At 46.9% G+C, this 22,053-nt stretch carries 23 protein-coding genes and 1 tRNA gene; 9 read left to right on the plus strand and 15 right to left on the minus strand.

Going from position 1 to position 22,053, the window contains the following annotated elements:
* The first annotated feature begins 5 nt into the window (after nt 1-5).
* Entirely contained in the window at nt 6-416 is a 411-nt protein-coding gene (gene mutT, locus OA57_RS09825; protein ID WP_034617020.1) for an 8-oxo-dGTP diphosphatase MutT, read from the plus strand.
* A 91-nt stretch (nt 417-507) separates the two neighbouring features.
* On the opposite strand, the gene OA57_RS09830 is transcribed toward mutT, so the two are convergent.
* On the minus strand, nt 508-1,707 hold the full coding sequence (locus tag OA57_RS09830; RefSeq protein ID WP_034617024.1) for an aspartate aminotransferase family protein: 1,200 nt from the start codon (nt 1,705-1,707) through the stop codon (nt 508-510).
* 162 nt (nt 1,708-1,869) lie between these two features.
* On the opposite strand from OA57_RS09830, the gene OA57_RS12630 reads away from it, so the two are divergent.
* Nucleotides 1,870-2,040, plus strand: coding sequence for a helix-hairpin-helix domain-containing protein (locus OA57_RS12630; RefSeq protein ID WP_152596745.1), 171 nt, complete (start codon nt 1,870-1,872; stop codon nt 2,038-2,040).
* Between the two features lie 62 nt (nt 2,041-2,102).
* On the opposite strand, the gene tldD is transcribed toward OA57_RS12630, so the two are convergent.
* The 9 genes from tldD to OA57_RS09880 form a co-directional block, all read right to left on the minus strand.
* On the minus strand, nt 2,103-3,548 hold the full coding sequence (gene tldD / locus OA57_RS09840; protein WP_034617027.1) for a metalloprotease TldD: 1,446 nt from the start codon (nt 3,546-3,548) through the stop codon (nt 2,103-2,105).
* A 29-nt stretch (nt 3,549-3,577) separates the two neighbouring features.
* Entirely contained in the window at nt 3,578-5,056 is a 1,479-nt protein-coding gene (rng, locus tag OA57_RS09845) for a ribonuclease G (protein ID WP_034617028.1), read from the minus strand.
* Nucleotides 5,057-5,227: 171 nt separating this feature from the next.
* Nucleotides 5,228-6,499 carry a UDP-N-acetylglucosamine 1-carboxyvinyltransferase gene (murA, locus tag OA57_RS09850; RefSeq protein ID WP_034617029.1) on the minus strand — a complete coding sequence of 424 codons (1,272 nt, stop codon included), beginning with the start codon at nt 6,497-6,499 and terminating at the stop codon, nt 5,228-5,230.
* Nucleotides 6,500-6,533: 34 nt separating this feature from the next.
* Nucleotides 6,534-6,788 (minus strand): BolA family protein, encoded by a 255-nt coding sequence (locus OA57_RS09855; RefSeq protein WP_034617032.1) that lies wholly within the window; start codon nt 6,786-6,788, stop codon nt 6,534-6,536.
* A 20-nt stretch (nt 6,789-6,808) separates the two neighbouring features.
* Nucleotides 6,809-7,138 carry an STAS domain-containing protein gene (locus tag OA57_RS09860; protein WP_034617035.1) on the minus strand — a complete coding sequence of 110 codons (330 nt, stop codon included), beginning with the start codon at nt 7,136-7,138 and terminating at the stop codon, nt 6,809-6,811.
* Nucleotides 7,139-7,149: 11 nt separating this feature from the next.
* Nucleotides 7,150-7,794, minus strand: coding sequence for a phospholipid-binding protein MlaC (gene mlaC, locus OA57_RS09865; protein ID WP_034617037.1), 645 nt, complete (start codon nt 7,792-7,794; stop codon nt 7,150-7,152).
* A gap of 44 nt (nt 7,795-7,838) precedes the next feature.
* Nucleotides 7,839-8,339, minus strand: a complete 501-nt coding sequence (gene mlaD, locus OA57_RS09870) for an outer membrane lipid asymmetry maintenance protein MlaD (protein ID WP_034617040.1) — start codon at nt 8,337-8,339, stop codon at nt 7,839-7,841.
* A gap of 37 nt (nt 8,340-8,376) precedes the next feature.
* The gene (mlaE, locus tag OA57_RS09875) at nt 8,377-9,162 is read right to left on the minus strand and encodes a lipid asymmetry maintenance ABC transporter permease subunit MlaE (protein ID WP_034617041.1); all 786 of its coding nucleotides are present in this window, start codon (nt 9,160-9,162) and stop codon (nt 8,377-8,379) included.
* Complete coding sequence (locus tag OA57_RS09880; protein WP_034617042.1) at nt 9,159-9,953, minus strand: ATP-binding cassette domain-containing protein; 795 nt, start codon at nt 9,951-9,953, stop codon at nt 9,159-9,161. The genes mlaE and OA57_RS09880 overlap by 4 nt, the downstream gene beginning before the upstream one ends.
* Nucleotides 9,954-10,139: 186 nt before the next feature.
* On the opposite strand from OA57_RS09880, the gene lptC reads away from it, so the two are divergent.
* The 7 genes from lptC (at nt 10,140) to OA57_RS09915 (ending at nt 15,000) form a co-directional block, all read left to right on the plus strand.
* On the plus strand, nt 10,140-10,721 hold the full coding sequence (lptC, locus tag OA57_RS09885) for an LPS export ABC transporter periplasmic protein LptC (RefSeq protein WP_034617044.1): 582 nt from the start codon (nt 10,140-10,142) through the stop codon (nt 10,719-10,721).
* Nucleotides 10,702-11,214 carry a lipopolysaccharide transport periplasmic protein LptA gene (lptA, locus tag OA57_RS09890; protein WP_034617046.1) on the plus strand — a complete coding sequence of 171 codons (513 nt, stop codon included), beginning with the start codon at nt 10,702-10,704 and terminating at the stop codon, nt 11,212-11,214. Before lptC ends, lptA begins: the two co-directional genes overlap by 20 nt.
* Nucleotides 11,215-11,234: 20 nt before the next feature.
* Complete coding sequence (gene lptB, locus OA57_RS09895) at nt 11,235-11,960, plus strand: LPS export ABC transporter ATP-binding protein (protein WP_034617049.1); 726 nt, start codon at nt 11,235-11,237, stop codon at nt 11,958-11,960.
* A gap of 33 nt (nt 11,961-11,993) precedes the next feature.
* Nucleotides 11,994-12,512, plus strand: coding sequence for a PTS IIA-like nitrogen regulatory protein PtsN (gene ptsN / locus OA57_RS09900; RefSeq protein ID WP_034617052.1), 519 nt, complete (start codon nt 11,994-11,996; stop codon nt 12,510-12,512).
* Between the two features lie 20 nt (nt 12,513-12,532).
* Complete coding sequence (gene rapZ / locus OA57_RS09905; RefSeq protein WP_034617055.1) at nt 12,533-13,390, plus strand: RNase adapter RapZ; 858 nt, start codon at nt 12,533-12,535, stop codon at nt 13,388-13,390.
* Between the two features lie 7 nt (nt 13,391-13,397).
* Nucleotides 13,398-13,474 (plus strand) — tRNA-Arg (locus OA57_RS09910).
* Between the two features lie 212 nt (nt 13,475-13,686).
* The gene (locus tag OA57_RS09915) at nt 13,687-15,000 is read left to right on the plus strand and encodes an anaerobic C4-dicarboxylate transporter (RefSeq protein WP_034617058.1); all 1,314 of its coding nucleotides are present in this window, start codon (nt 13,687-13,689) and stop codon (nt 14,998-15,000) included.
* A gap of 49 nt (nt 15,001-15,049) precedes the next feature.
* On the opposite strand, the gene arcB is transcribed toward OA57_RS09915, so the two are convergent.
* From arcB to ftsA, 5 genes are all read right to left on the minus strand, one after another.
* A complete protein-coding gene (gene arcB / locus OA57_RS09920; protein ID WP_034617061.1) occupies nt 15,050-17,395 on the minus strand; it encodes an aerobic respiration two-component sensor histidine kinase ArcB in 2,346 nt (781 codons plus the stop codon).
* Nucleotides 17,396-17,521: 126 nt separating this feature from the next.
* Entirely contained in the window at nt 17,522-18,382 is an 861-nt protein-coding gene (locus OA57_RS09925; protein ID WP_034617063.1) for a phosphoribosylaminoimidazolesuccinocarboxamide synthase, read from the minus strand.
* A 145-nt stretch (nt 18,383-18,527) separates the two neighbouring features.
* Entirely contained in the window at nt 18,528-19,445 is a 918-nt protein-coding gene (lpxC, locus tag OA57_RS09930; RefSeq protein WP_034617065.1) for a UDP-3-O-acyl-N-acetylglucosamine deacetylase, read from the minus strand.
* 34 nt (nt 19,446-19,479) lie between these two features.
* Nucleotides 19,480-20,694 (minus strand): cell division protein FtsZ, encoded by a 1,215-nt coding sequence (ftsZ, locus tag OA57_RS09935; protein ID WP_034617067.1) that lies wholly within the window; start codon nt 20,692-20,694, stop codon nt 19,480-19,482.
* A 71-nt stretch (nt 20,695-20,765) separates the two neighbouring features.
* Complete coding sequence (gene ftsA, locus OA57_RS09940) at nt 20,766-22,043, minus strand: cell division protein FtsA (RefSeq protein WP_034617068.1); 1,278 nt, start codon at nt 22,041-22,043, stop codon at nt 20,766-20,768.
* Between the last annotated feature and the right edge of the window lie 10 nt (nt 22,044-22,053).

The following is a 22,053-nucleotide window of genomic DNA, read 5'->3' on the forward strand; positions in this document are numbered from 1 at the left end:
AAATCATGACCGCACTTACCCCTAAACCGCTTGTTAAAGTCGCTGTCGGCATTATCCGCAACGAATTCAAACAAATTTTTATCACACGCCGCTTAGAAGGCAAAGATTTCGCCCAAAGTTGGGAATTTCCCGGTGGGAAAGTTGATCCGGGCGAAACCGAAGAACAGGCGCTGAAACGCGAACTGGAAGAAGAAATCGGTATTATGGTGCTGAAAACCGCACTTTACGAGCGCTTTCGATTTGAATATCCGACCAAAGTGATTGAACTCAGCTTTTATCTAGTGGAAGAATGGCTGAATCAGCCCTTTGGTCGTGAGGGACAGGACGGCTTCTGGCTAGAGCAGCATGCGCTTGACAGCGGTCAATTTCCACCGGCAAACAAGAAAATTATCGAACGCTTGCTGAATGAAAATTGAACCGTCATCAGCGACGGTACCTGCGTTGAACCGCACTTTGAAAGTGCGGTTCAATTCGGGAAATCACCTCTCAGCGATAAACTTTTTCATTCTATAATGCGGCGATCATTTGTTCGAATCGTTGCATACCCAAAGTGAACTCAGCATCACTGATATTCAATGCCGGTGCAAAACGCAGGACATTCGGTCCGGCAACCAAAATCATTAAGCCGAATTCATTGGCTTTTTTGCACAGTTCCGCCGCTTTACCGTGATATTTTTCAACCAACTCTGCGCCAATCAATAAACCGCTTCCTCGCACCACGGTGAATAATTTCGCTTTTTGATTGATCGCTTCCAGTGCTTGAACCAACTGCTGCGAGCGATGCCGAACTTGCTGCAAAAAGTGCGGTTCACTGATGATATCCACTACTTTCGCCGCCACGGCACAGGCTAACGGATTGCCGCCAAAGGTTGTGCCGTGTACGCCCGGTGCGAAACTTTTCGAGATTTTATCGCTGGTCAACATAGCGCTGATCGGGAAACCGTTTGCCAGCGCTTTGGCGGAAGTCAGAATATCGGGAATTACGCCGTATTGCATATAGGCAAAAAATGCCCCGGTTCGCCCTAAGCCGGTTTGGACTTCATCAAAAATCAGCAACGCCTGATATTGATCGCACAGTTCGCGCAAACTTTGTAAAAAAGCTTGTGTCGCAGGCTGTACACCGCTTTCACCTTGGATCGGTTCAACAATAATCGCACAGGTGTGATCATCAATCACCGCTTTTACTGCGTCTAAATCGTTAAACGGCACATGCACGATATCCGCCGGTTTCGGTCCGAAGCCGTCGGAATATTTAGGTTGCCCGCCAACGCTGACAGTGAATAATGTTCTGCCGTGAAAACTTTGTTTAAAGGAGATGATTTTACTTTTTTGATAACCGAAATGATCAACCGCATAACGGCGTGCCAGTTTTAATGCCGCTTCGTTGGCCTCCGCCCCCGAATTGGCAAACATTACCCGTTCGGCAAAGGTTTTTTCTACCAGTTTGGAACCCAATTCCAATACCGGTTCGTTAGTGAACCAATTACTGGAATGCCACAAGGTTTCCCCCTGACGTTTCAACACCTCGACCAATTCATCAGGGCAATGCCCCAAGGCATTAACCGCAATGCCGCTAGTAAAATCAATATAATCTTTGCCGCGTTGATCCCACACCGTGCTGCCTTTACCGCGCACCGGAATAAAATCCGCCGGGCTGTAATTTTGAATTAAGACCTGATCAAAGGTCGCTCTGCTGTATTGTGTCATGTTGGTTCCTTATCCTGTACACGCAAATGCTTCATCTAAAATAAAACGATTTGCACAGTGGATCAATAGTTATCGCACGCTAATTTGAGAAGTGCGATGTAGAATTGCGTATTGTCTTGCCATTATGGCATATTTGGGCAAGATCGCATCGCAAGGAAAACTATGCCCTTTTCAGAACAGGAAAAAGCACAATTACGCCGGCTGAAATATGTCGGTGATACGGTAATCAATCGCTTAGAACAAATCGGCATTCACTCTTTCGAACAATTGGCAAAAGAGCGGTATGAAGACATCTGTACGCGAATTGCCGCCTTATTAGGCAGCAATTGTTGAAAAAACAGCCCACAGACAAAAGCGGCGATTAACGCCGCCATCGAGTTGGCAAAGCGTGGTGGTTAACTGGTTCCGCCGACAGTAATACGATCGATTTTCAGTGCCGGCTGGCCGACACCGACCGGCACGCTCTGCCCTTCTTTGCCGCAAACACCGATACCCGGGTCAAGCTCCATTTCGTCTGCCACCATTGAGACATTTTGCATCACCTCGATTCCGCTGCCGATCAGGGTTGCCCCAATCACCGGTTTGGTGATTTTGCCCTTTTCAATCAGATACGCTTCCGAAGTAGAGAATACAAATTTACCGGAAGTAATATCCACCTGACCGCCGCCAAAGTGCGGTGCATAAATACCGTTTTCAACCGAAGCGATCAGCTCGTCAAATTTGCTTTGCCCCGCCAACATATAAGTGTTGGTCATACGCGGCATCGGCAAATGCGCATAGGATTCGCGCCGCCCGTTGCCGGTCGGACCGACCCCCATCAGACGGGCATTCATCTTATCCTGCATATAACCTTTCAGAATTCCATTTTCAATCAATATATTACGCTGACTCGGAACGCCTTCGTCATCCACAGTCAATGAGCCGCGCCGATCGGCCAATGTCCCGTCATCCACGATCGTACACAAGGACGACGTCACCTGTTCTCCGATTTTACCGCTGAATAGCGACGATTTTTTGCGGTTGAAATCGCCTTCCAAACCATGCCCGACCGCTTCGTGCAGCAATACGCCCGGCCAGCCTGCGCCAAGTACCACCGGCATCATGCCCGCCGGCGCCTGAACCGCACTTAACTTCACCAACGCCTGACGCACCGCTTCTTTGCTGAACCATACCGCGCGACTGACACCTTGATAATCTTCCAACAGCCAATCCAACGCAAACCGTCCGCCGGCGCCGCTGCTGCCGCTCTGCCGTTTGCCGTCCTGTTCGACCAATACGGAAACGGAAAGGCGAATTAGCGGGCGAATATCCGCCGCCAGTGTGCCGTCGGTTGCCGCAACCAACATCTCTTCATACAGCGAATTAATACTGGCGGAAACCTGAATAACGCGCGGATCTTCCGCTCGTGCGGTTTGATCGATCAAATGCAGCAATTCGATTTTCTTTTCACGGCTCAGACTAGGCAAGGGATTGAGCGCCGCATAACGCATTTCCGCAATGGTCGGTTTTAAAATAATCGCTGTCGTAGAAGAAGATTTGGTTTGTGCAATCGCTTTGGTTGCCTCCACACATTGTAATAATTGCGGCAAATTAATCTGATCGGCATAGGCAAAAGCGGTTTTTTCGCCACTGACCGCTCTAACGCCCACCCCACGGTCAATATGAAATCCGCCTTCTTTGATAATGCCGTCTTCCAATACCCAATTTTCATCCATTGAAGATTGAAAATAGAGATCGGCATAATCAATTTTCCGTGTCGAAAAATGATCCAAAATATTGCTCAATCGGGCAACGGATAGATCACTGGCTTCCAATAATGCTGATGATACTTTTGTTAACATAATTTTTCTCTATTTAGGCTCGGCTGCGATTACATGATCACAACGTCAAATTGTTCTTGGTTATAAAAGACTTCAGTTTTGATTTGCACCTGTTTACCGATAAACACTTCCAGCTCTGCCAAAATGCCGTGTGCTTCTTCATTGATAAGATAGTCCGCTACCGCTCTTGAGGCATACACCAAAAATTGTTCGCTGTCGTATTGGTGATGGATACGCACAATTTCACGCACGATTTCATAACTGACCGTTTCCACCGTTTTCAAATTTCCGCGCCCTTTACACGCCGGACATTCGGTACACAATATATGTTCCAAACTTTCGCGCGTGCGTTTGCGAGTCATCTCAACCAAGCCCAGTTGAGTAAAGCCGTTGACGCTGGTTTTCACCCGATCACGGGAAAGCGCTTCGTTCAGTGATTGCAGCACCCGCTCGCGGTGCTCCTCACTTTGCATATCAATAAAATCAATAATGATGATCCCGCCCAGATTACGCAGTTGCAACTGCTGGGCGATGGTTTGCGTCGCTTCGACATTGGTATTGAAGATGGTTTCTTCCAGATTACGATGACCGACAAATCCGCCGGTATTAATATCGATGGTGGTCATCGCTTCGGTTTGCTCAATAATCAGGTAACCGCCGGATTTCAGATTGACCCGTTTTTCCAACGCACGCTGAATCGCATTTTCCACACTGTATAAATCAAACAACGGCGAATTACCGCTATACAGCGACAAGCGCTGGGTGAGCTCCGGCATAAATTCCTGTGTGAAAGTTTGAACCTCTTGAAAAGTCAGCTTGGAATCAATGCGAATCAAATCAATCTGCGTGCCGACAAAATCACGCAATACACGCTGTGCCAACGCCAGTTCGCCGTATAGCATCGATCGGGTCGGATACTTCTGTTTGCGCTCCATCACTTTACGCCACAGCCGCTTCAAAAACTGTGCATCTTGGCTCAACTCTTCTTCAGAGCTGCCCTCCGAGGCAGTGCGGACGATAAAGCCGCCCAACTCATCACAATAGCCTTCAACCAATGCTTTTAGCCGTGCCCGCTCCTCTTCGCTTTCAATCCGTTGCGAAACGCCGACATGGCTGTTTTCCGGCATAAACACCAAATAACGGGACGGTAGGGTAATATCGGTGGTCAAACGTGCGCCCTTAGTGCCGAGCGGATCTTTCACCACCTGCACCACAATATCCTGCCCTTCACGCACCAATTCACTGATGTCTTTCACAATAAACTGCTTTTTTTCCGATTCATCGACACATTCGGTATGCGACACGATGTCGGAAGCATGCAAAAACGCCGCCTTTTCTAAGCCGATGTCGACAAACGCCGACTGCATACCCGGCAGCACCCGCATTACCCTACCTTTATAAATATTCCCGACCAGCCCGCGTTTGGCTTCGCGTTCAATATGCACTTCTTTTAACACGCCGGTATCGAGTAACGCAATTCGGGTCTCATTTGGCGTTACATTCACCAATAACTCTACACTCGATGTCATACTATGTCCGTTATTATCGAAAATTAATGCGTTGTATTCTATCGTAAAACCGCACTTGGCTGAAATTGGATTTGACTTTCATTCTCTGATTTTTCAGTTATTGTGATAAAGCGCAAAAAGAAACCCGGACTGGCCGGGTCTCAAATACCTATTTTACGGTAGATTAACGGATTACTGTTCCGCTTCCGAAAAACGTTCGATTCGGGCGCCCAATGCACGCAGTTTTTCTTCAATATGCTCATAACCGCGATCGATATGATAAATACGGTCAACAACCGTTTCCCCGTTAGCAATACAGCCTGCCAATACCAAACTGGCAGAAGCACGCAAATCCGTCGCCATCACTTCGGCGCCGTTCAGATTCGCCACGCCGTAGCAAATTGCCGTGTTGCCTTCAATATCGGCTTTTGCCCCCATTCGTACTAATTCGGGAATATGCATGAAACGGTTTTCAAAAATGGTTTCGGTAATAATCCCGGTGCCTTCCGCCACCATATTCAATAGGGTGAATTGCGCCTGCATATCCGTCGGGAAACCAGGGTGCGGTGCGGTGCGGATATTGACCGCTCTTGGCCGATAACCCAGCATATCCAGCGTAACGGTGTCATCGGTAATATCAATTTGTGCGCCGGCTTCACGCAACTTCTCGATTACCGCATCCAGCGTGGAAGCACGCGTGCCGCGGCAAACAATCCGTCCGCCTGAAATCGCGGCCGCCACTAAAAACGTGCCGGTCTCAATCCGATCCGGAATCACATGGTGTTCCCCACCACCCAAGCGTTCAACGCCTTCGATCGTGATTAAGTCGGTACCGGCTCCGCTGATTTTGGCACCCAGTTTGTTTAGGAAAAGTGCGGTATCGGTAATTTCAGGTTCCCGTGCCGCATTTTCGATAATGGTCGTTCCTTTCGCTAAGGTTGCCGCCATCATCACCGATAAGGTCGCACCGACACTGATTTTATCCATCATGATATGGGCGCCTTTCAAACGCCCGTCGATAAACGCTTTGACATACCCGTCTTCCAGCTTGATCTTGGCGCCGAGTTTTTCCAAGCCGGAAATATGCAAATCAACCGGTCGCGCGCCGATAGAGCAGCCGCCCGGCAACGACACCTGCCCTTGACAGAAACGGGCGGCCAACGGCGCCAACGCCCAAATCGAGGCGCGCATGGTTTTCACCAGTTCGTAGGGGGCAACAAAACTGTTAATACGGGAAGCGTCCAGATAAACCGTATTTTTATCTTTTTTCTCGACCGTGACGCCAAGCTTACTGAGAATTTTCAATGTGGTGGTCACATCTTTCAAATCGGGAACATTAGTCAGCGTCACCGGCTCCTCCGCCAAAATGGCAGCGAACAAGATCGGCAGTGCCGCATTTTTTGCACCGGAAATATCAACACTGCCTTTCAAGCAGGATTTTCCATAGATACGAAATTTTTCCATTATTTTTCCTTTACTCGAATCTGTTGCCGTTCAATCAAAGTCCGTTCAATAACCGCACTTTCCGCCATTTTTCAACGGTAAACGTTTTGATCGACAATGCATGAATATCATTGGTTGAGATATACTGCATTAATGGCGCGTAAATCATCTGCTGCTGTTTTACCTTATTCATGGCGGCAAAATCGTCACTGACGGCGGTCACATTGAAATGTGCGTTTTCCCCGCTGACATACACTTCCGCCAGATTCAGCTGATCACGCAAAATCGCTTCTATTGCTTGTGCATCCATTCTCTTTCTATCCTTGGGCTTTACGGCTGTATAAAAGGTTTAATCCACTGTTCGAGATCGTATAATTCGGCAAAATCCTCGACCAAGTGCGGTACGTCGATCAATTTCACCCTGCTGCGCTGCGAATAGTGATGAATAATTTCACATATTAACACAAAACCGGCAGAATCCACCGTTTCAAGGTGACTTAGCTCAATATATAGACAAGCTTTTTGTTGTGCGGCGCTTTCTTCCGCCAACAACGAAGCGCGCTGCCGCCATAACGGCAACAGCGTGCTGCGGGTCAGAGAGCCGCGTAATTGCAGAGTAACAGCCTGTTCACTACTGCTGACATTCCATTCAAAATGCAAGCTGGTAACCTCTAGTTTTCTAATTTGATCGGCGCTGCCGCACTTTTCCGGATTTGTGCGGTCAGGGCGTCAATGCCTTGCTGGCGTAAAATATTACTCCATTCGTTTTTCTTGGTTTCCACCATGCTGACGCCTTCCGCCGCCATATCGTATGCCTGCCATTGTCCTGTTCTGGTATTTTTTCGCCATTTAAAATCCAAATTAATCGGCGCAGCGCCGGTAGTCTGGATAATATTCACCCTGATGCTGAGGATATTCTGATCGCCGATCGGTTTTTCCGCTTCGATTTGGATACGCTGATTTTTATACATGGTCAGCACTTGTGCATAAGACTGTTCAATAAAACCGGCGAAGGCGCTGAAAAACTGATCACGCTGTGCCGGCGTAGTGCTTTTAAAATATTGCCCCAGCACTAACGATCCCGCATAATTGACATGGATATACGGCATTAATTCCTGCTTGACGATGGTGCGCATATAATTCGGATCTTGCCGGATTTTTGACTGATTGTCGCTAATCGAGGCAAACAGTTTGTCCGACGCCTGCTGCATTAATTGATACGGATTATCCGCCGCCGTTGCCTGTAACGAGGTAAACAGCGCCATCAACAATACCGCACTTACAGTAAACCATTTATTTAACATTTTCTTTAGCATTTGCTTTCTCCTGTTCAGAATGTCTTGTCGACTTTCACACCGGCTTATTCTGCCGTCGCTTCAGCTGCTTTGTTGTCACTCGGTTTGTCACCGTAGAGAAACTGCCCGATTAAATCTTCCAATACCATGGCTGACGTCGTGTCATGAATCGTATCGCCGTTTTTCAGCATGGCAACATCACCGTCGTCAAATCCCATATTCAGCGACAGATACTGCTCGCCCAGCAAGCCGGAGGTTTTAATCGATAACGAGCTGGTCTCCGGGATTTTATTGTATTCTTGATCGATACTCAGGCTGACTTTCGGCAAATAACTTTCCTGATCAAGCGTAATATCCGTTACCCGACCGATAACGACCCCGCCGGTTTTCACCGCCGCCCGCACCTTAAGACCGCCGATATTGTTAAAAGTTGCCTGTAACTGATAACTTTTGCTATCGCTGAATCCTTGCACATTGGCCACACGCAAGCCTAAAAAAACCAGCGCGGCAATGCCCAGCAATAAAAATAATCCGACCCAAAATTCATATTTAATGGTTTGACGCATTTTTCTTTCCTTTCCTGTCTAACGCTTCGTCAAGCGCTTAATTTCCGCCGAACATCATGGCGGTTAAAATAAAATCCAAAGCCAATACGGTCAATGAGGCGTGTACCACCGTTTTGGTTGTCGCCCGACTGATCCCTTCCGATGTCGGGCGCGCGTCATAGCCGTTAAATAATGCAATCCAAACTACCGCAACGGCAAAGACAACACTTTTAATCACACCGTTGAGAATATCCGTTTTCCAACTGACCGAATTTTGCATCACCGACCAGAAGCTGCCGCCGTCTACGCCTTTCCAGTCAACGCCGACCAGTGCGCCGCCCCAGATTCCGATCGCCACAAAAATCACGGTTAAAATCGGCATGGATATAATCCCGGCCCAAAAACGCGGCGAAATCACTCGCCGCAGCGGATCCACCGCCATCATCTCCAGACTGGAAAGCTGTTCGGTCGCTTTCATCAATCCGATTTCCGCCGTCAGCGCCGACCCCGCCCGTCCGGCAAATAAAAGTGCGGTCACCACCGGCCCCAGCTCGCGCAATAACGATAAGGCAACCAGCTGCCCCAGACTGCTTTCCGCCGCAAAGCCGACCAAAACGACATACCCCTGTAAGCCCAATACCATGCCGATAAACAGGCCTGATAATAAAATAATCAACAGCGACTGCACACCTAATACATAAAGCTGTTTCACCAGCAGCGGAAAATATTTTTTCGGTTGCGGTATGCCGACCAGTGCGCCATACAGCATGAAACCGGAACGCCCCAATGCCCGAAACGTGCTGATCACTGCACCGCCGAGTTTAGAAATGGCTGAAATTATCATACAAATAGCTCGTCTATATAATTTTGTGCAGGATAGTGAAATTGCACCGGTCCGTCTTCCTGACCGGACAAAAATTGAATGACTCGCGGATCCTCGCTTTGTTTCAATTGTTCGGCACTGCCTTCGGCAATCACCGTCTGATCCGCTACAATGTAGGCATAATCGGCAATACTCAAGACTTCCTGCACATCATGTGAAACCACAATCGAGGTCAACTTCAGGGTTTTATTCAATCGTTTTATCAGGCTCACGATAACGCCCATGCTGATCGGATCCTGTCCGGTAAACGGCTCGTCATACATCACCAAATCCGGATCAAGCGCTACCGCTCTTGCCAATGCCACCCGCCGCGCCATACCACCGGAAAGCTCCGACGGCATTAGCCCGGCGGCACCGCGCAGTCCGACCGCTTCCAACTTCAATAACGTTAACTGTCGAACCAGCGCTTCCGGCAGATGACTGTGTTCTCGCAGCGGAAAAGCGACATTATCGAAGGTGGAAATATCGGTAAACAATGCTCCCGACTGAAACAGCATCCCCATTCGTTTACGAACCTGATACAACCGGCTGTTCGACAAACGGGTAATATCCTCTCCGTCAAACAGAATTTGCCCCGAATCGGGAAACAGTTGCCCGCCGATAAGCTTCAGCAGGGTTGTTTTGCCTATGCCGGAAGGTCCCATTATTGCGGTGATTTTACCCGTCTCAACCTTCAGATTAAGTCCTTGATAAATAGTTCTTGAGCCGCGTTTAAATATGAGATCTTTCACCTCAACTAAATATTTATTCATTCTACGCCTTGGGTTACTTCGCTTACCGCAAATGGTAATCGGTTCAAATCTTGTATGAAATTCGCCGTAATGTCAAATACTCCCCTGTTTTGAGTCCGGATTAATTCTCTTGGACTTGCCTAAACACAGCAAATTTATGTTAGAATTTCAAATCCCTTAATTTTTGACTCTTCAGCAGGAAAGCAGATGAACGTTCGCTGGAATATGATTCTGATCGTGATAACCCTGAGTTTGCTCGGCTGGTATTACACCTTAAATCAGCAAGAGGAAAGCGCGCTGACCACCCGCATTCAGGCCGATAAAAGCCCGGATTATATTGCCAATCAAATGGAAACGACTCTCTATTCGCTCGACGGACGAAAACAATATGTCGCCAGCGCGGAACAGGTCGAATATTTTCAGCAAAGCGGCGACACCGTCTTTAAATCACCGGTGGTTTATCTGTTCGAAAGCGCCAAAAACAGCGATAATTTGGTGCGCAGCTGGAAACTGAGTGCCGATCAAGCAAAAATCACCAATGACAAAATGTTATACCTTGATAATAATGTGGCGATCGAAAGCTTATTGCCCGAAAGCAAGATTCACAGCCTTAAAACCTCAAGTGCGGTTGTCAATCTAACGACACAGGATATAACATCTGATACAATGGTCACTGTTGTCGGTCAAAGTTTCACCACAACGGGAAAAAGCATGGCCGGAAATCTTCGTCAACAGATTGCAACGTTAAAAGAGCAGGTACAAACCCATTATGAAATTCAAAATAACTAAACCGCTGGTATTATTCAGTGCGCTGTTGCTCTCTTTTTCAGCGTCGGCATTAAAAAGCGATACCCAACAACCGATTAATGTCAGCTCCGACAACCAATCGTTGGATCTGGAAAACAACATCGTGACGTTTACCGATCACGTTGTGATTACGCAAGGATCGATTCTGATTCATGCCGATAAAGTGACGATTATCCGTCCTAACGCCAATGACGGCAACGGCAAAGAAAAAATCGACGCCAGCGGTAATCCGGTGACATTCCAACAACAGCTGGATAACGGCAAATTGATCAACGGCAGCGCCGGCAAAGTGAATTATGATCTAGGCGCACAATACTTAGTGCTGACCGGCAATGCCCGCCTGAAACAACAGGACAGCCGGATTGAAGCCGACGTTATCACCTATGATGTGCAACAACAGAAAATGATCGCCAAAAACAGCGGCAAAGGGCGCGTTAAAACCGTTTTATATCCGTCGCAATTACAACAAAAATAACAGGTTAAGGTTAATATTTCATGTCTATTCTTACGGCGCAAAATTTGGCCAAATCCTATAAAGGACGACAAGTCGTACACAACGTGAGCCTGACAGTCAATTCCGGCGAAATCGTCGGTTTGCTCGGCCCTAACGGCGCCGGCAAAACCACGACGTTTTATATGGTGGTCGGTTTAGTCAAAAACGATCACGGTACAATTAAAATCGATGAACAGGACATTACCCTGTTACCGATGCATAACCGCGCACAACAGGGGATCGGCTACCTGCCGCAGGAAGCCTCGATTTTCCGTCGTCTGAGTGTTTATGACAACCTGATGGCGGTGCTGGAAATCCGCAAAGATCTGAACGGCAAACAGCGCCAACAACGGGCGGAAGAGCTTATCGACGAATTCCACATCGATCATATCCGCAATAATCTGGGGCAATCCTTGTCCGGCGGCGAACGCCGTCGCGTTGAAATTGCACGGGCATTGGCAGTGAATCCGAAATTTATTCTGCTGGACGAACCGTTTGCCGGCGTGGATCCGATTTCGGTGATTGATATTAAAAAAATTATTCTGCATCTGAAAGATCGCGGTTTGGGTGTGCTGATTACCGATCACAACGTGCGAGAAACACTGGACGTCTGCGAACGGGCATACATTGTCAGCGCCGGTAACATGATCGCCACCGGAACCCCGAGAGAAATTTTGGAAAATGAAGATGTGAAACGGGTTTATTTGGGCGATCAGTTCAAATTATAATCCCGTTTGTTCCGCAAGAGGGAGGACATATTAATGAAGTTTACTCATCTACTCACATCAGACAATATTCGCCAAGGCGTCATGGCCTCAAGCAAAAAACGTGTGCTTGAAATATTGAGCGAAATAGTCACCGCCCAAACCGGCGGCGAAACACAGATTTGCTTTGAAACGCTATGCGAACGGGAAAAGGTCGGCTGTACCGCACTTGGCAACGGTCTTGCCTTACCGCACGCCAAACTCCCGGAAGGCAGCAAACCCATTGCTATTTTTTTGCAGTTGGTTAATCCGATTGATTACAAAGCCTTGGATAATCGAGCGGTAGACTTAGTCTTTGCGCTGTTTATTCCGGAAAATCTCTGCGCCAACTGCAAACCGCTATTGCCTGAAATCGCTAAAAAATTAAACAATAAAACGCTGATCAAACAGTTGCGTGCCGCACAAAGTGAAGAGGAAATCTGGAATATTTTCGCCAAACTGGATTTACACGAAGAACAAGACGGCTCGCCTACCGATCCGCAGCCTGAACACTCAGCGGAACACGCCGCCGCATAATCGGAATTAATGAGGGGAATATGGAACTGATTATCGTCAGCGGACGCTCCGGATCCGGTAAATCCGTAGCGTTACGCGCACTCGAAGATATCGGTTATTATTGTATCGATAATCTGCCGCTTGCCTTATTTGCTCAATCGGTTGAAATCCTGACCCAAAAACAAGAGGCTGTCGCAATCAGTGTCGATATTCGTAATATGTCCGATTCCCCTGTGCAACTGGATCGTATCTTACAAAACCTTCCCGCTGAAATCCATGTAAAAATGATTTTCCTGGATTGCGATGCGGGCACACTGATTCGGCGCTACAGCGACAGCCGCCGCCTTCACCCGCTCTCGGTAAAAAATGTCACGCTTGAAACAGCGATAGCACTCGAACGAGAATTATTAGAGCCTTTGTTCCAACAAGCCGATTTAGTGTTGGATACCTCATCTATTTCCACACATGAGCTGGCTGAAAAACTACGCCACTTCCTGCGTGGAAAATCGGATAAAGAATTGAATATCGTCTTTGAATCCTTTGGTTTCAAATACGGCATTCCACTTGATGCCGATTATGTTTTTGACGTTCGTTTTTTACCGAACCCGCACTGGGATCCTGCGCTACGCCCAATGACCGGACTGGACGAAGCGGTTATTGATTTTCTGAATCGACATAATGAGGTGCATAATTTTATCTACACCACCCGTAATTATATCGAAACCTGGCTGCCCTTGCTGGAACAGAATAACCGCAGTTATTTGACAGTCGCTATCGGCTGCACCGGCGGCAAACACCGCTCAGTCTATATAGCCCAACAGTTGGGCGAATATTTCTTAGGGCGCGGTAAAAAAGTACAAATCCAGCACACTTCACTCAGTAAACATAAATCCCCATAACCATTACGAATGTGTAGCTCAGCCGGATAGAGCAATCCCCTCCTAAGGGATAGGTCGGCGGTTCGAATCCGCCCACATTCGCCATCATATAAATCTACTCTATTTTTGATTTAACATCGGTTTTGTGATGATTGCCCTCTCTTTTTGATTTTACTCCTGATAAAATACGCGCCATCTGATTTTACCGATCGCAATAGGTTTACCGAACCGATTGGTCACAATCTGATTTTAAATATGATGACTCTCTTGCTTTGCCGGAGAGTTTTTCCTTTTATAACTAAAATGATGGAGCAGTTATGTTTCTATTACAATTTGCCATAGTATTACTATGTATTTTAATCGGTGCCCGCATCGGCGGAATCGGTTTGGGAGTCATGGGGGGAGTCGGCTTGGCCATTTTAGCCTTCGGCTTCAATTTACAACCTACCAGCCCGCCAATCGATGTCATGTTGATGATTATGGCCGTTGTGTCTGCCGCCGCCGCCATGCAGGCAGCCGGTGGGTTAAACTACATGATTCAAATTGCCACTCGCATCTTGCGCAAAAACCCAAAATACATCACTTTCATCGCCCCTGCGGTAACTTACATCTTTACCGTACTGGCCGGAACCGGGCACGTTGCCTATTCGGTATTGCCGGTGATTGCGGAAGTCAGCCGTTATAACGGTATCCGCCCTTCCCGTCCGTTATCGATGGCGGTCATTGCCTCACAGTTTGCAATTGTTGCCAGCCCGATTGCGGCGGCAGTGGTTGCGATGGTAGCCTATCTTGAGCCGCAAGGCATTACGTTGACCAATGTGCTCAGCGTTACCGTGCCGTCAACGATTTTAGGAATTGCACTGGCCTGTGTTTTTGTTAATAAAATGGGCAAAGAACTGAAGGACGATCCCCACTATCAGCGCTTATTGCAAGATCCAAAATATGTACAGAAAAATGCGGTCAAACTGGACGTAGAAAATATGGAAATCAGCAAAACGGCCAAACTGTCTGTGACACTGTTCCTGTTTGGTGCATTATTGGTGGTCATTATGGGTGCATTCCCTGAATTACGACCGCACTTTGACGGTAAAGCGATGGGCATGGCACATACCATCGAAATTATCATGCTGACGATTGCCGCATTAATTGTCGTCATCTGCAAACCTGACGGCAACGAGATCACCCAAGGCTCGGTTTTCCATGCCGGTATGCGGGCGATTGTGGCGATTTTCGGGATTGCCTGGCTGGGCGACACCTTAATGGGCGCACACAGCAGCGAAGTCAAAGAGATGGTTTCCGGTTTGGTTGAGTTTGCCCCTTGGACTTTCGCTTTTGCTTTGTTTGCTCTGTCGGTCATGGTCAACAGCCAAGGCGCAACCGTTGCGGTATTAGTGCCGTTGGGAATCCTGCTCGGCTTACCGCCCGAAGTGATTATCGCCACCTTTGTTGCGGTTAACGGGTACTTCTTTATCCCGAACTACGGGCCGATTATTGCTTCTATCGATTTTGATACCACCGGCACTACCCGTATCGGCAAATTTATCTTTAATCACAGCTTTATGCTTCCCGGCTTATTAAGCATGATTTTCAGCCTGATCTTTGGCTTTGTGTTTGCCGGCATTTTCCTATAACCCACTCAAGCTATACCGCATTTTTGCGGTATAGCTTTTACTGCGATATTTAACGACTCTCCACCCACGTTTTCAATGCCGCCAAAGATGGTTGCCACTCCTCTTTCATCATGGCAATCCAGCGGGCAATATTTTCTTCCCATTGCGGCGAATCCTCATGCTGCGCCGATTCTGCGACCTCACGAATATCGTTTAATCCGATTGAAGCGGCTGCACCTTTTATTTTATGCGCATCTTCCGCAACCGCTCTTTTTTGCGACACATCCGATTGATAACGGCGATAATGCCCGTCCAGTTCATGCAAATAACCCGGCATCAGTTGTTCAAACAGCTCGATACTTTTCAGTACGGTTGCTTTTCCCAGCAGATCCAATAATTCATTAAGTAACGGATAATCAAAGCGCATGGTATCGTTTTTATTTTCAACAGTATGCAACGGCGCCGACGGCAAAATCGCTTCTTCATCGCCAAACAAGCGTTTCAGCGTACTATTCAGCGCTTCCAGCGCCAATGGTTTGGACAATACATCATCCATACCTTGCTGCAAATAGTGATTTTTGTTATTCATCACATTTGCCGTCAGCGCCACCAATGGCGGCAGATACGCAATTTCATCCTGTTGATATTGTCGGCGCAATGCCATTGCCACGTCAAAACCGGACATATCCGGCAATTGGATATCCAATAACAATAAATCATAGGCATTTTGATGAAATTTTTGTAGCGCTTGTTCTCCGGTCATCGCCACATCCACATGGTAGCCCAATTTTTCCAAAATGGATTTGGCAACAATAATATTCACTTCAATATCTTCAACCAACAAAATATTCAACGGTTGGCTTAGTGGCAGTACTTCAGCATCGGCTTCCGTCTCGACTTGCTGCGCCTTGATATGCAAGGTAAACGTTGTACCGATATTTTCTGCGCTCTCCACCGTCAGATCGCCGGACATCAGAGATGCAATCTGTTTGGATACCGCCAAACCGATTCCGCTGCCTAAGGCACGCATGTTATCTTGTGATTTCACTTGATAATACATCGTGAAAATATTGTTCAATTCCGCCTGCGGAATCCCGATACCGCTATCACTGATTTTAAAACACAACCCGTCACTGCCCGTTCTGGACACCGACAGTTTTACCCAGCCTTGCTTGGTAAATTTGACCGCATTACTGATCAGATTCCACAGCACCTGATTGAGACGAATCGCATCAACTAGAATCCAATTCGGTAAATCATTGTCCAACTTCATTTCAAACCGCAGGTTTTTCTGCATTGCCATCACTGAGGCAATATTATTGATATCATTCAGTAAATGATTGAAATCACATTCTTTTTCAAACAATTCGATTCGATGTGTTTCAATTTTCTCCAAATCGACCAAGTCATTGAAAATATGCCCCAACGACACCGCACTGACTTTAATCGTCTGAAGATAATTTCGTTGCTGCTCATTTAATGTGCCGTCCAATAGAATTCTACTCAGCCCGATAATGCCGTTCAACGGGGTTTTCAATTCATGACTGATCGTCGTCATCAAGTTGGTTTTGTCACGGCTGTTCTTCTCAATGGCTTCGCGATAACTGGTTCGCTCGGTAATATCCCTGCCAAAGCCGATAATAATATTCTGTTTGCTGACTTTATCGTAATAAGGCACTTTTAAAATTTCAAAACACGCCGTTTTGCCGTCAGGGTAGTACAGCCATTGTTCGTAACGTAATCCCTGTTGTTGCCTGCTGACCTGCCGATCACTGTTGACCGCTCTTTTGGCTGCTTGTTCGCTATAGAGATCAAAAGGAGTCAGCCGGACAAGTTCTTCGAGTGTCTTCCCGGTTAATTTTTCCATCGCTTTATTTGCCCCGAGAAAACGATGATCCTCCCCTCGGTAAAAGACCAGATCCGGCGAAGCGTCAAAGAAAGAACGCAATAACTGGGCACTTTGTTCCAATTCCAACTGGATACGGCTCCGTTCCTTAATTTCCTGCTCCAGATGCAGCAGTGCCGAGGTCAGCTCCTGTTCGGCTTTGGCTCGCTCATCAATCTCACGGCTCAAAAGCAAATTTTTCTTATTCAATTCTTGATTTAATTGATAATCCTGCATGCGTAACGTTTTTAACTGGATCAGTGTTTTTTCCAGCCCCTGCCGCGCCAGCTCGAGTTTTTCCACAATCACCAAGAAAAAATAAATCACAAACGGTGCCGAACACAGCCCGAAAATTACCGAGCGCAGAATGTCCCCCCAATCCAGCGATCCGGTGAACCATAACGTACTTCCTGCCTGAATCAACAGTGCGTAAATCGCCAGAATTACCAATCCCAACAAAGAGAATTTGATCTTGCCGATACGGATAATCCAATCAATATAATTTTGTAGATAGGTTTTAACGTTTTTCATAATCTCGTTTCACTAAGGCAAAGTGCGGTTCTGATCCCGATCGCATGATCGTCATCGAATATTTCAAAAAAGGCGGATATCATATCCGCCTGCTTTAATTACTGAACATCAATCTGCCGTTAACGTTTATTTGGTCAATAAATCCAACGCTTCCTGATATTTATCAACGGTTTTTTGAATGATGTCCGCCGGTACTTTCGGTGCGGGCGCTTGTTTATTCCACCCGCTTTGCTCCAGCCAGTCACGAATAAACTGTTTGTCGAACGACGGCGGATTCGTGCCTTCCCGATAATGTTCAATCGCCCAAAAACGGCTGGAATCCGGTGTCAGAACCTCGTCCATCAGGGTCAAAACACCGTCTTTATCCAGCCCGAATTCAAATTTGGTATCGCAGATAATAATCCCTTTGCTCAAGGCATAATCCGCCGCTGTACGGTAAAGTTCGATGGCTTTACCTTTTACTTCGGCAGCCAGCTCTTTACCGATTAATTGTTCACACTGGCGATAACTGATATTTTCATCATGATCCCCGACTGCCGCTTTGCTGGACGGTGTAAAAATCGGCTCAGGCAATTTACTGGCTTCTTGCAAGCCCTGCGGCAATTGTAAACCGCAAATCGTACCGCTTGCCCGGTAATCTTTCAGACCGCTTCCGGTTAAATAACCGCGTACAATCGATTCTATTTTGATCGGCGTAAGGCGCTTGCAAACCACCGCACGATGCTCAATTTGCTCCGCCTGCGCTTCGGGCAAAACATCATAAACCGTATCGCCGGTAAAATGATTCGGCATAATATGTGCCAACTGTTTAAACCAAAAATTGGAAATTTGCGTCAAAATTTCGCCTTTGCCGGGAATCGGATCATCTAAAATCACATCAAATGCCGATAAACGATCCGTCGCTACCATCAGCATTCTTTCCCCATCAATCTCATAAAGATCACGCACTTTGCCCGAATAAATTTTCTTTAAACCGATTTGTTGCATTGCCTTGTCCCGCCTCAGTAAGTTCCGTATCAATAATCCGTTTTTATTGTAACGCACTTTAAACCGCACTTTGCACTATATTTTTATCTTAAACAATAAAAAAGCCATATTTCTATGAAATATGGCTTCTAAATCAAACATCAGGTTAGATCATAATTTGTGCAGGCACCAAGTAGCCTTGCGGTATTTTTTCTTCATTGGTAAACGTTACATATTCCCAAGCTTCCTGATCAGTCAATACCGCTCTTAACAGCTTATTATTCAAACCGTGACCGGATTTATACGCTTTGAAAGCACCGATAATATTGTGGCTTGCCATATATAAATCACCGACGGCATCGAGCAATTTATGACGCACCAATTCATCTTTAAAACGTAATCCGTCTTCATTCAAAATGCGGTAGTCATCCAGTACAATAGCATTATCCAAGCTGCCGCCCAACGCTAAACCTTGCGATTGCAGATACTCAATATCTTTCATAAAGCCAAAAGTTCGGGCACGGCTGATCTGTTGAATAAATGCTTGGGTTGAGAAGTCCAATTGATAATTCGTCACGTCACCGGAAATCGCCGGATGTTTAAAATCAATCGTGAAATCCAAATAAAAACCATTGTAAGGTTTAAATTCCGCCCATTTGTCACCGTCTTCGACCCGAACCGGTTTCTTAATGCGGATAAACTTTTTCGCCGCCGCCTGTTCTTCAATGCCGGTATCCAACAACAAATAAATAAATGGTGCCGCACTACCGTCCATAATCGGAATTTCAGGCGCATCAACCTCAATAATGATATTGTCGATTCCCAAAGCTGCTAATGCCGAGTTGATATGCTCAACAGTAGAAACCCGAACGCCGTCGTCATTGACCAAGCAAGTACACAACATCGTGTCGCGAATCGCATCCGCTTTCGCGACAAAGCTCACCGGCGGATTAAGATCGGTACGACAGTAGATCACCCCCGTATTCACTTCGGCAGGACGCATCGTCAGCGTTACTTTTTTCCCGCTGTGCAAACCGATTCCGGTCACTTTTACACTCTGTTTTAATGTTCTTTGTTTCAACATAATTTAAGTACCTTTTCAAGATACAGCGCCGCCCTTAGTCGGCCTGATTACGTAAGAATGACGGAATATCAAATAAATTGTTTTCGTCAAACTCTTTGGGTTTGGCAACTTCAGCCCCAACGGCGGTTTTATTGCCGTAATGATTATATCCCTGATTATTAGACTGTTGTTGCGGATTAAAGTTCGTTTGTTGTCCGTCAAAACCGGATTGCACCGTGCCTGCTTGCGGTGCTGCAATATTATTGGCTTTCGGCGTAATAACTTTTAATTCGTTTTCTTCTTTTCTACCGATGCCTGTGGCTACGATGGTAACACGAATTTCTTCGCTCATTTCCGGAATCAGAGTACTGCCAATCACAACCGTGGCATCTTCGGAAGCAAATGCCCGCACAGTATCCCCCACCGTTGAGAACTCGTCCAGAGACAAATCCATACCGGCGGTAATATTGACCAGAACACCGCGCGCTCCGGACAAATCCACATCTTCCAATAACGGGCTGGCAACCGCATCTTGAGCGGCTTTATCCGCACGACCGTCCCCGACTTCACCGGAAGCAACGCCCGTTCCCATCATGGCGTGTCCCATTTCCTGCATAACGGTTTTCACGTCGGCAAAGTCAACGTTGATTAAACCCGGAGAGGTAATCATATCGGAAATACCGCGTACTGCGTTGCGTAAAATTTCATTAGCCGTTGCAAAAGCATTAACCAGGGAGATATTTTTGCCTAATACTTTTAATAATTTTTCATTCGGGATAACGATCAGGGAGTCGACAAATTTGGATAATTCACGAATCCCCATTTCCGCCAATTGCATCCGTTTTTTACCTTCAAAACCAAAAGGTTTGGTCACGACAGCAACCGTCAAAATGCCGAGTTCTTTTGCAATCTGGGCGACAACGGGGGCTGCGCCGGTTCCGGTACCGCCGCCCATTCCGGCGGCAATAAACACCATATCGGCACCTTCCAGAATATTACGAATAGCATCTTTATCATCTTCCGCCGCTTGACGTCCAACGTTGGGATTAGCGCCCGCACCCAAACCTTTGGTTGTGTTGCCGCCGATTTGTACCGTTTGTTTCACCAAACTTTTACGTAATGCTTGAGCATCGGTGTTAATAGAAAAAAATTCAACACCGTGCATTTCTTCCTGCACCATATGATTAACGGCATTACCACCGCCACCACCGACACCGACAACTTTAATTACCGCATCGGTAATGTCGTCAAATTCAATAGGCTCAAACATATATTCTCCCCGTTATGTTTGTTTTATTTCGCAAACTAATAATTTCTATTCTATTCGATAACCAAGAATTATCAAAACTGATTTTTTATCATTGTAAAAAATTTAACAATATTTTCTTTTATACCTGAAATCACACCGATTGAACCGGCTGAAGCGTCACGCTGCCGCATTTCATCTGCATTATTATAATTATGATGCAGTAACCCGAGAACCGTTGCATACTGCGGCTTACTGACATAATCGGTCAATCCGGCCAAATTCAGCGGTGTACCGACCCGCACTTGCGGTCCGAAAATATCCGCTGCGCATTCGGCAATATCTTCGATTTGGGAGCCGCCGCCGGTCAACACGATGCCGGCAATCAAATCAGACTTGATTTGTTTGGCTTCCAGCTCATGTTTTAATACGAGCAATTCTTTTTCGACCAATTTCAGTAATTCCTGATAGCGTGCCGACGTCACGACCGACAGCATTTCTTTTGCCAAACTGCGTGGAGCACGCCCGCCGACACTCGGCACTTCAATTTTCTTGTCCGGATTATTGCGTGGCGGCGTTACCGCACTTCCGTGGGCAACCTTAATTTTTTCCGCTTCCATTCTGGAGGTGCTGAATGCATATGCCACATCGTCTGTTACCCGATTGCCGGCATAAGGGATCACTTTGCTGAACCGCAACGATCCGTTGGTGTAAACAATAATGTCAATCGTTCCACCGCCGATATCAATCAAACAGACACCGAGTTCTTTTTCATCTTCGGTCAATACCGAATAACCGGATGCAAGCCCGGAAAAGACCACTTCATCTACTTTCAAGCCGGCGCGGACTACCGCTTTTTTCAAATTATTCAACCAACTTTGATGACAGGCAATCAAATGCGCCTGCGCCTGCAAGCGAACGCCTTGCAGTCCGAGCGGATTTTTGATGTTTAATTGTTTATCTACGGCGAATTCCTGCGGAATGACGTGCAAAATACTCAGCCCTTCCCCCATTTTGACCGATTGGGCAATATTCATTGCACCTTCAATCTCGTCTTGTGTTACCTCACCGGCGGCAATCGGCACCAAACCGCTCTCGTTCAGACTCTGAATATGCTCTCCGGTAATCGCCAGCGACACGCTGACAATCTGGCAATCGGCAATCGATTCCGCCCCTTCAATCGCCCGTTGAATCGAGTTTACTACCGCATCCAGATCAGTGATACTGCCGCGATCAATGCCTTTTGACGGGCTGCTGCCCACCCCCAGTACATTGACGACACCGTCGGGCAGAACCTCACCGACGACTGCCACGACTTTGGACGTTCCGACTTCTAAACCTACTTTTATTTTCGCTTCAACAATCTTTGCCATATGTGTGTAC

It is taken from the genome of Chelonobacter oris (assembly GCF_000772535.1).
Lineage (GTDB): Bacteria > Pseudomonadota > Gammaproteobacteria > Enterobacterales > Pasteurellaceae > Chelonobacter > Chelonobacter oris.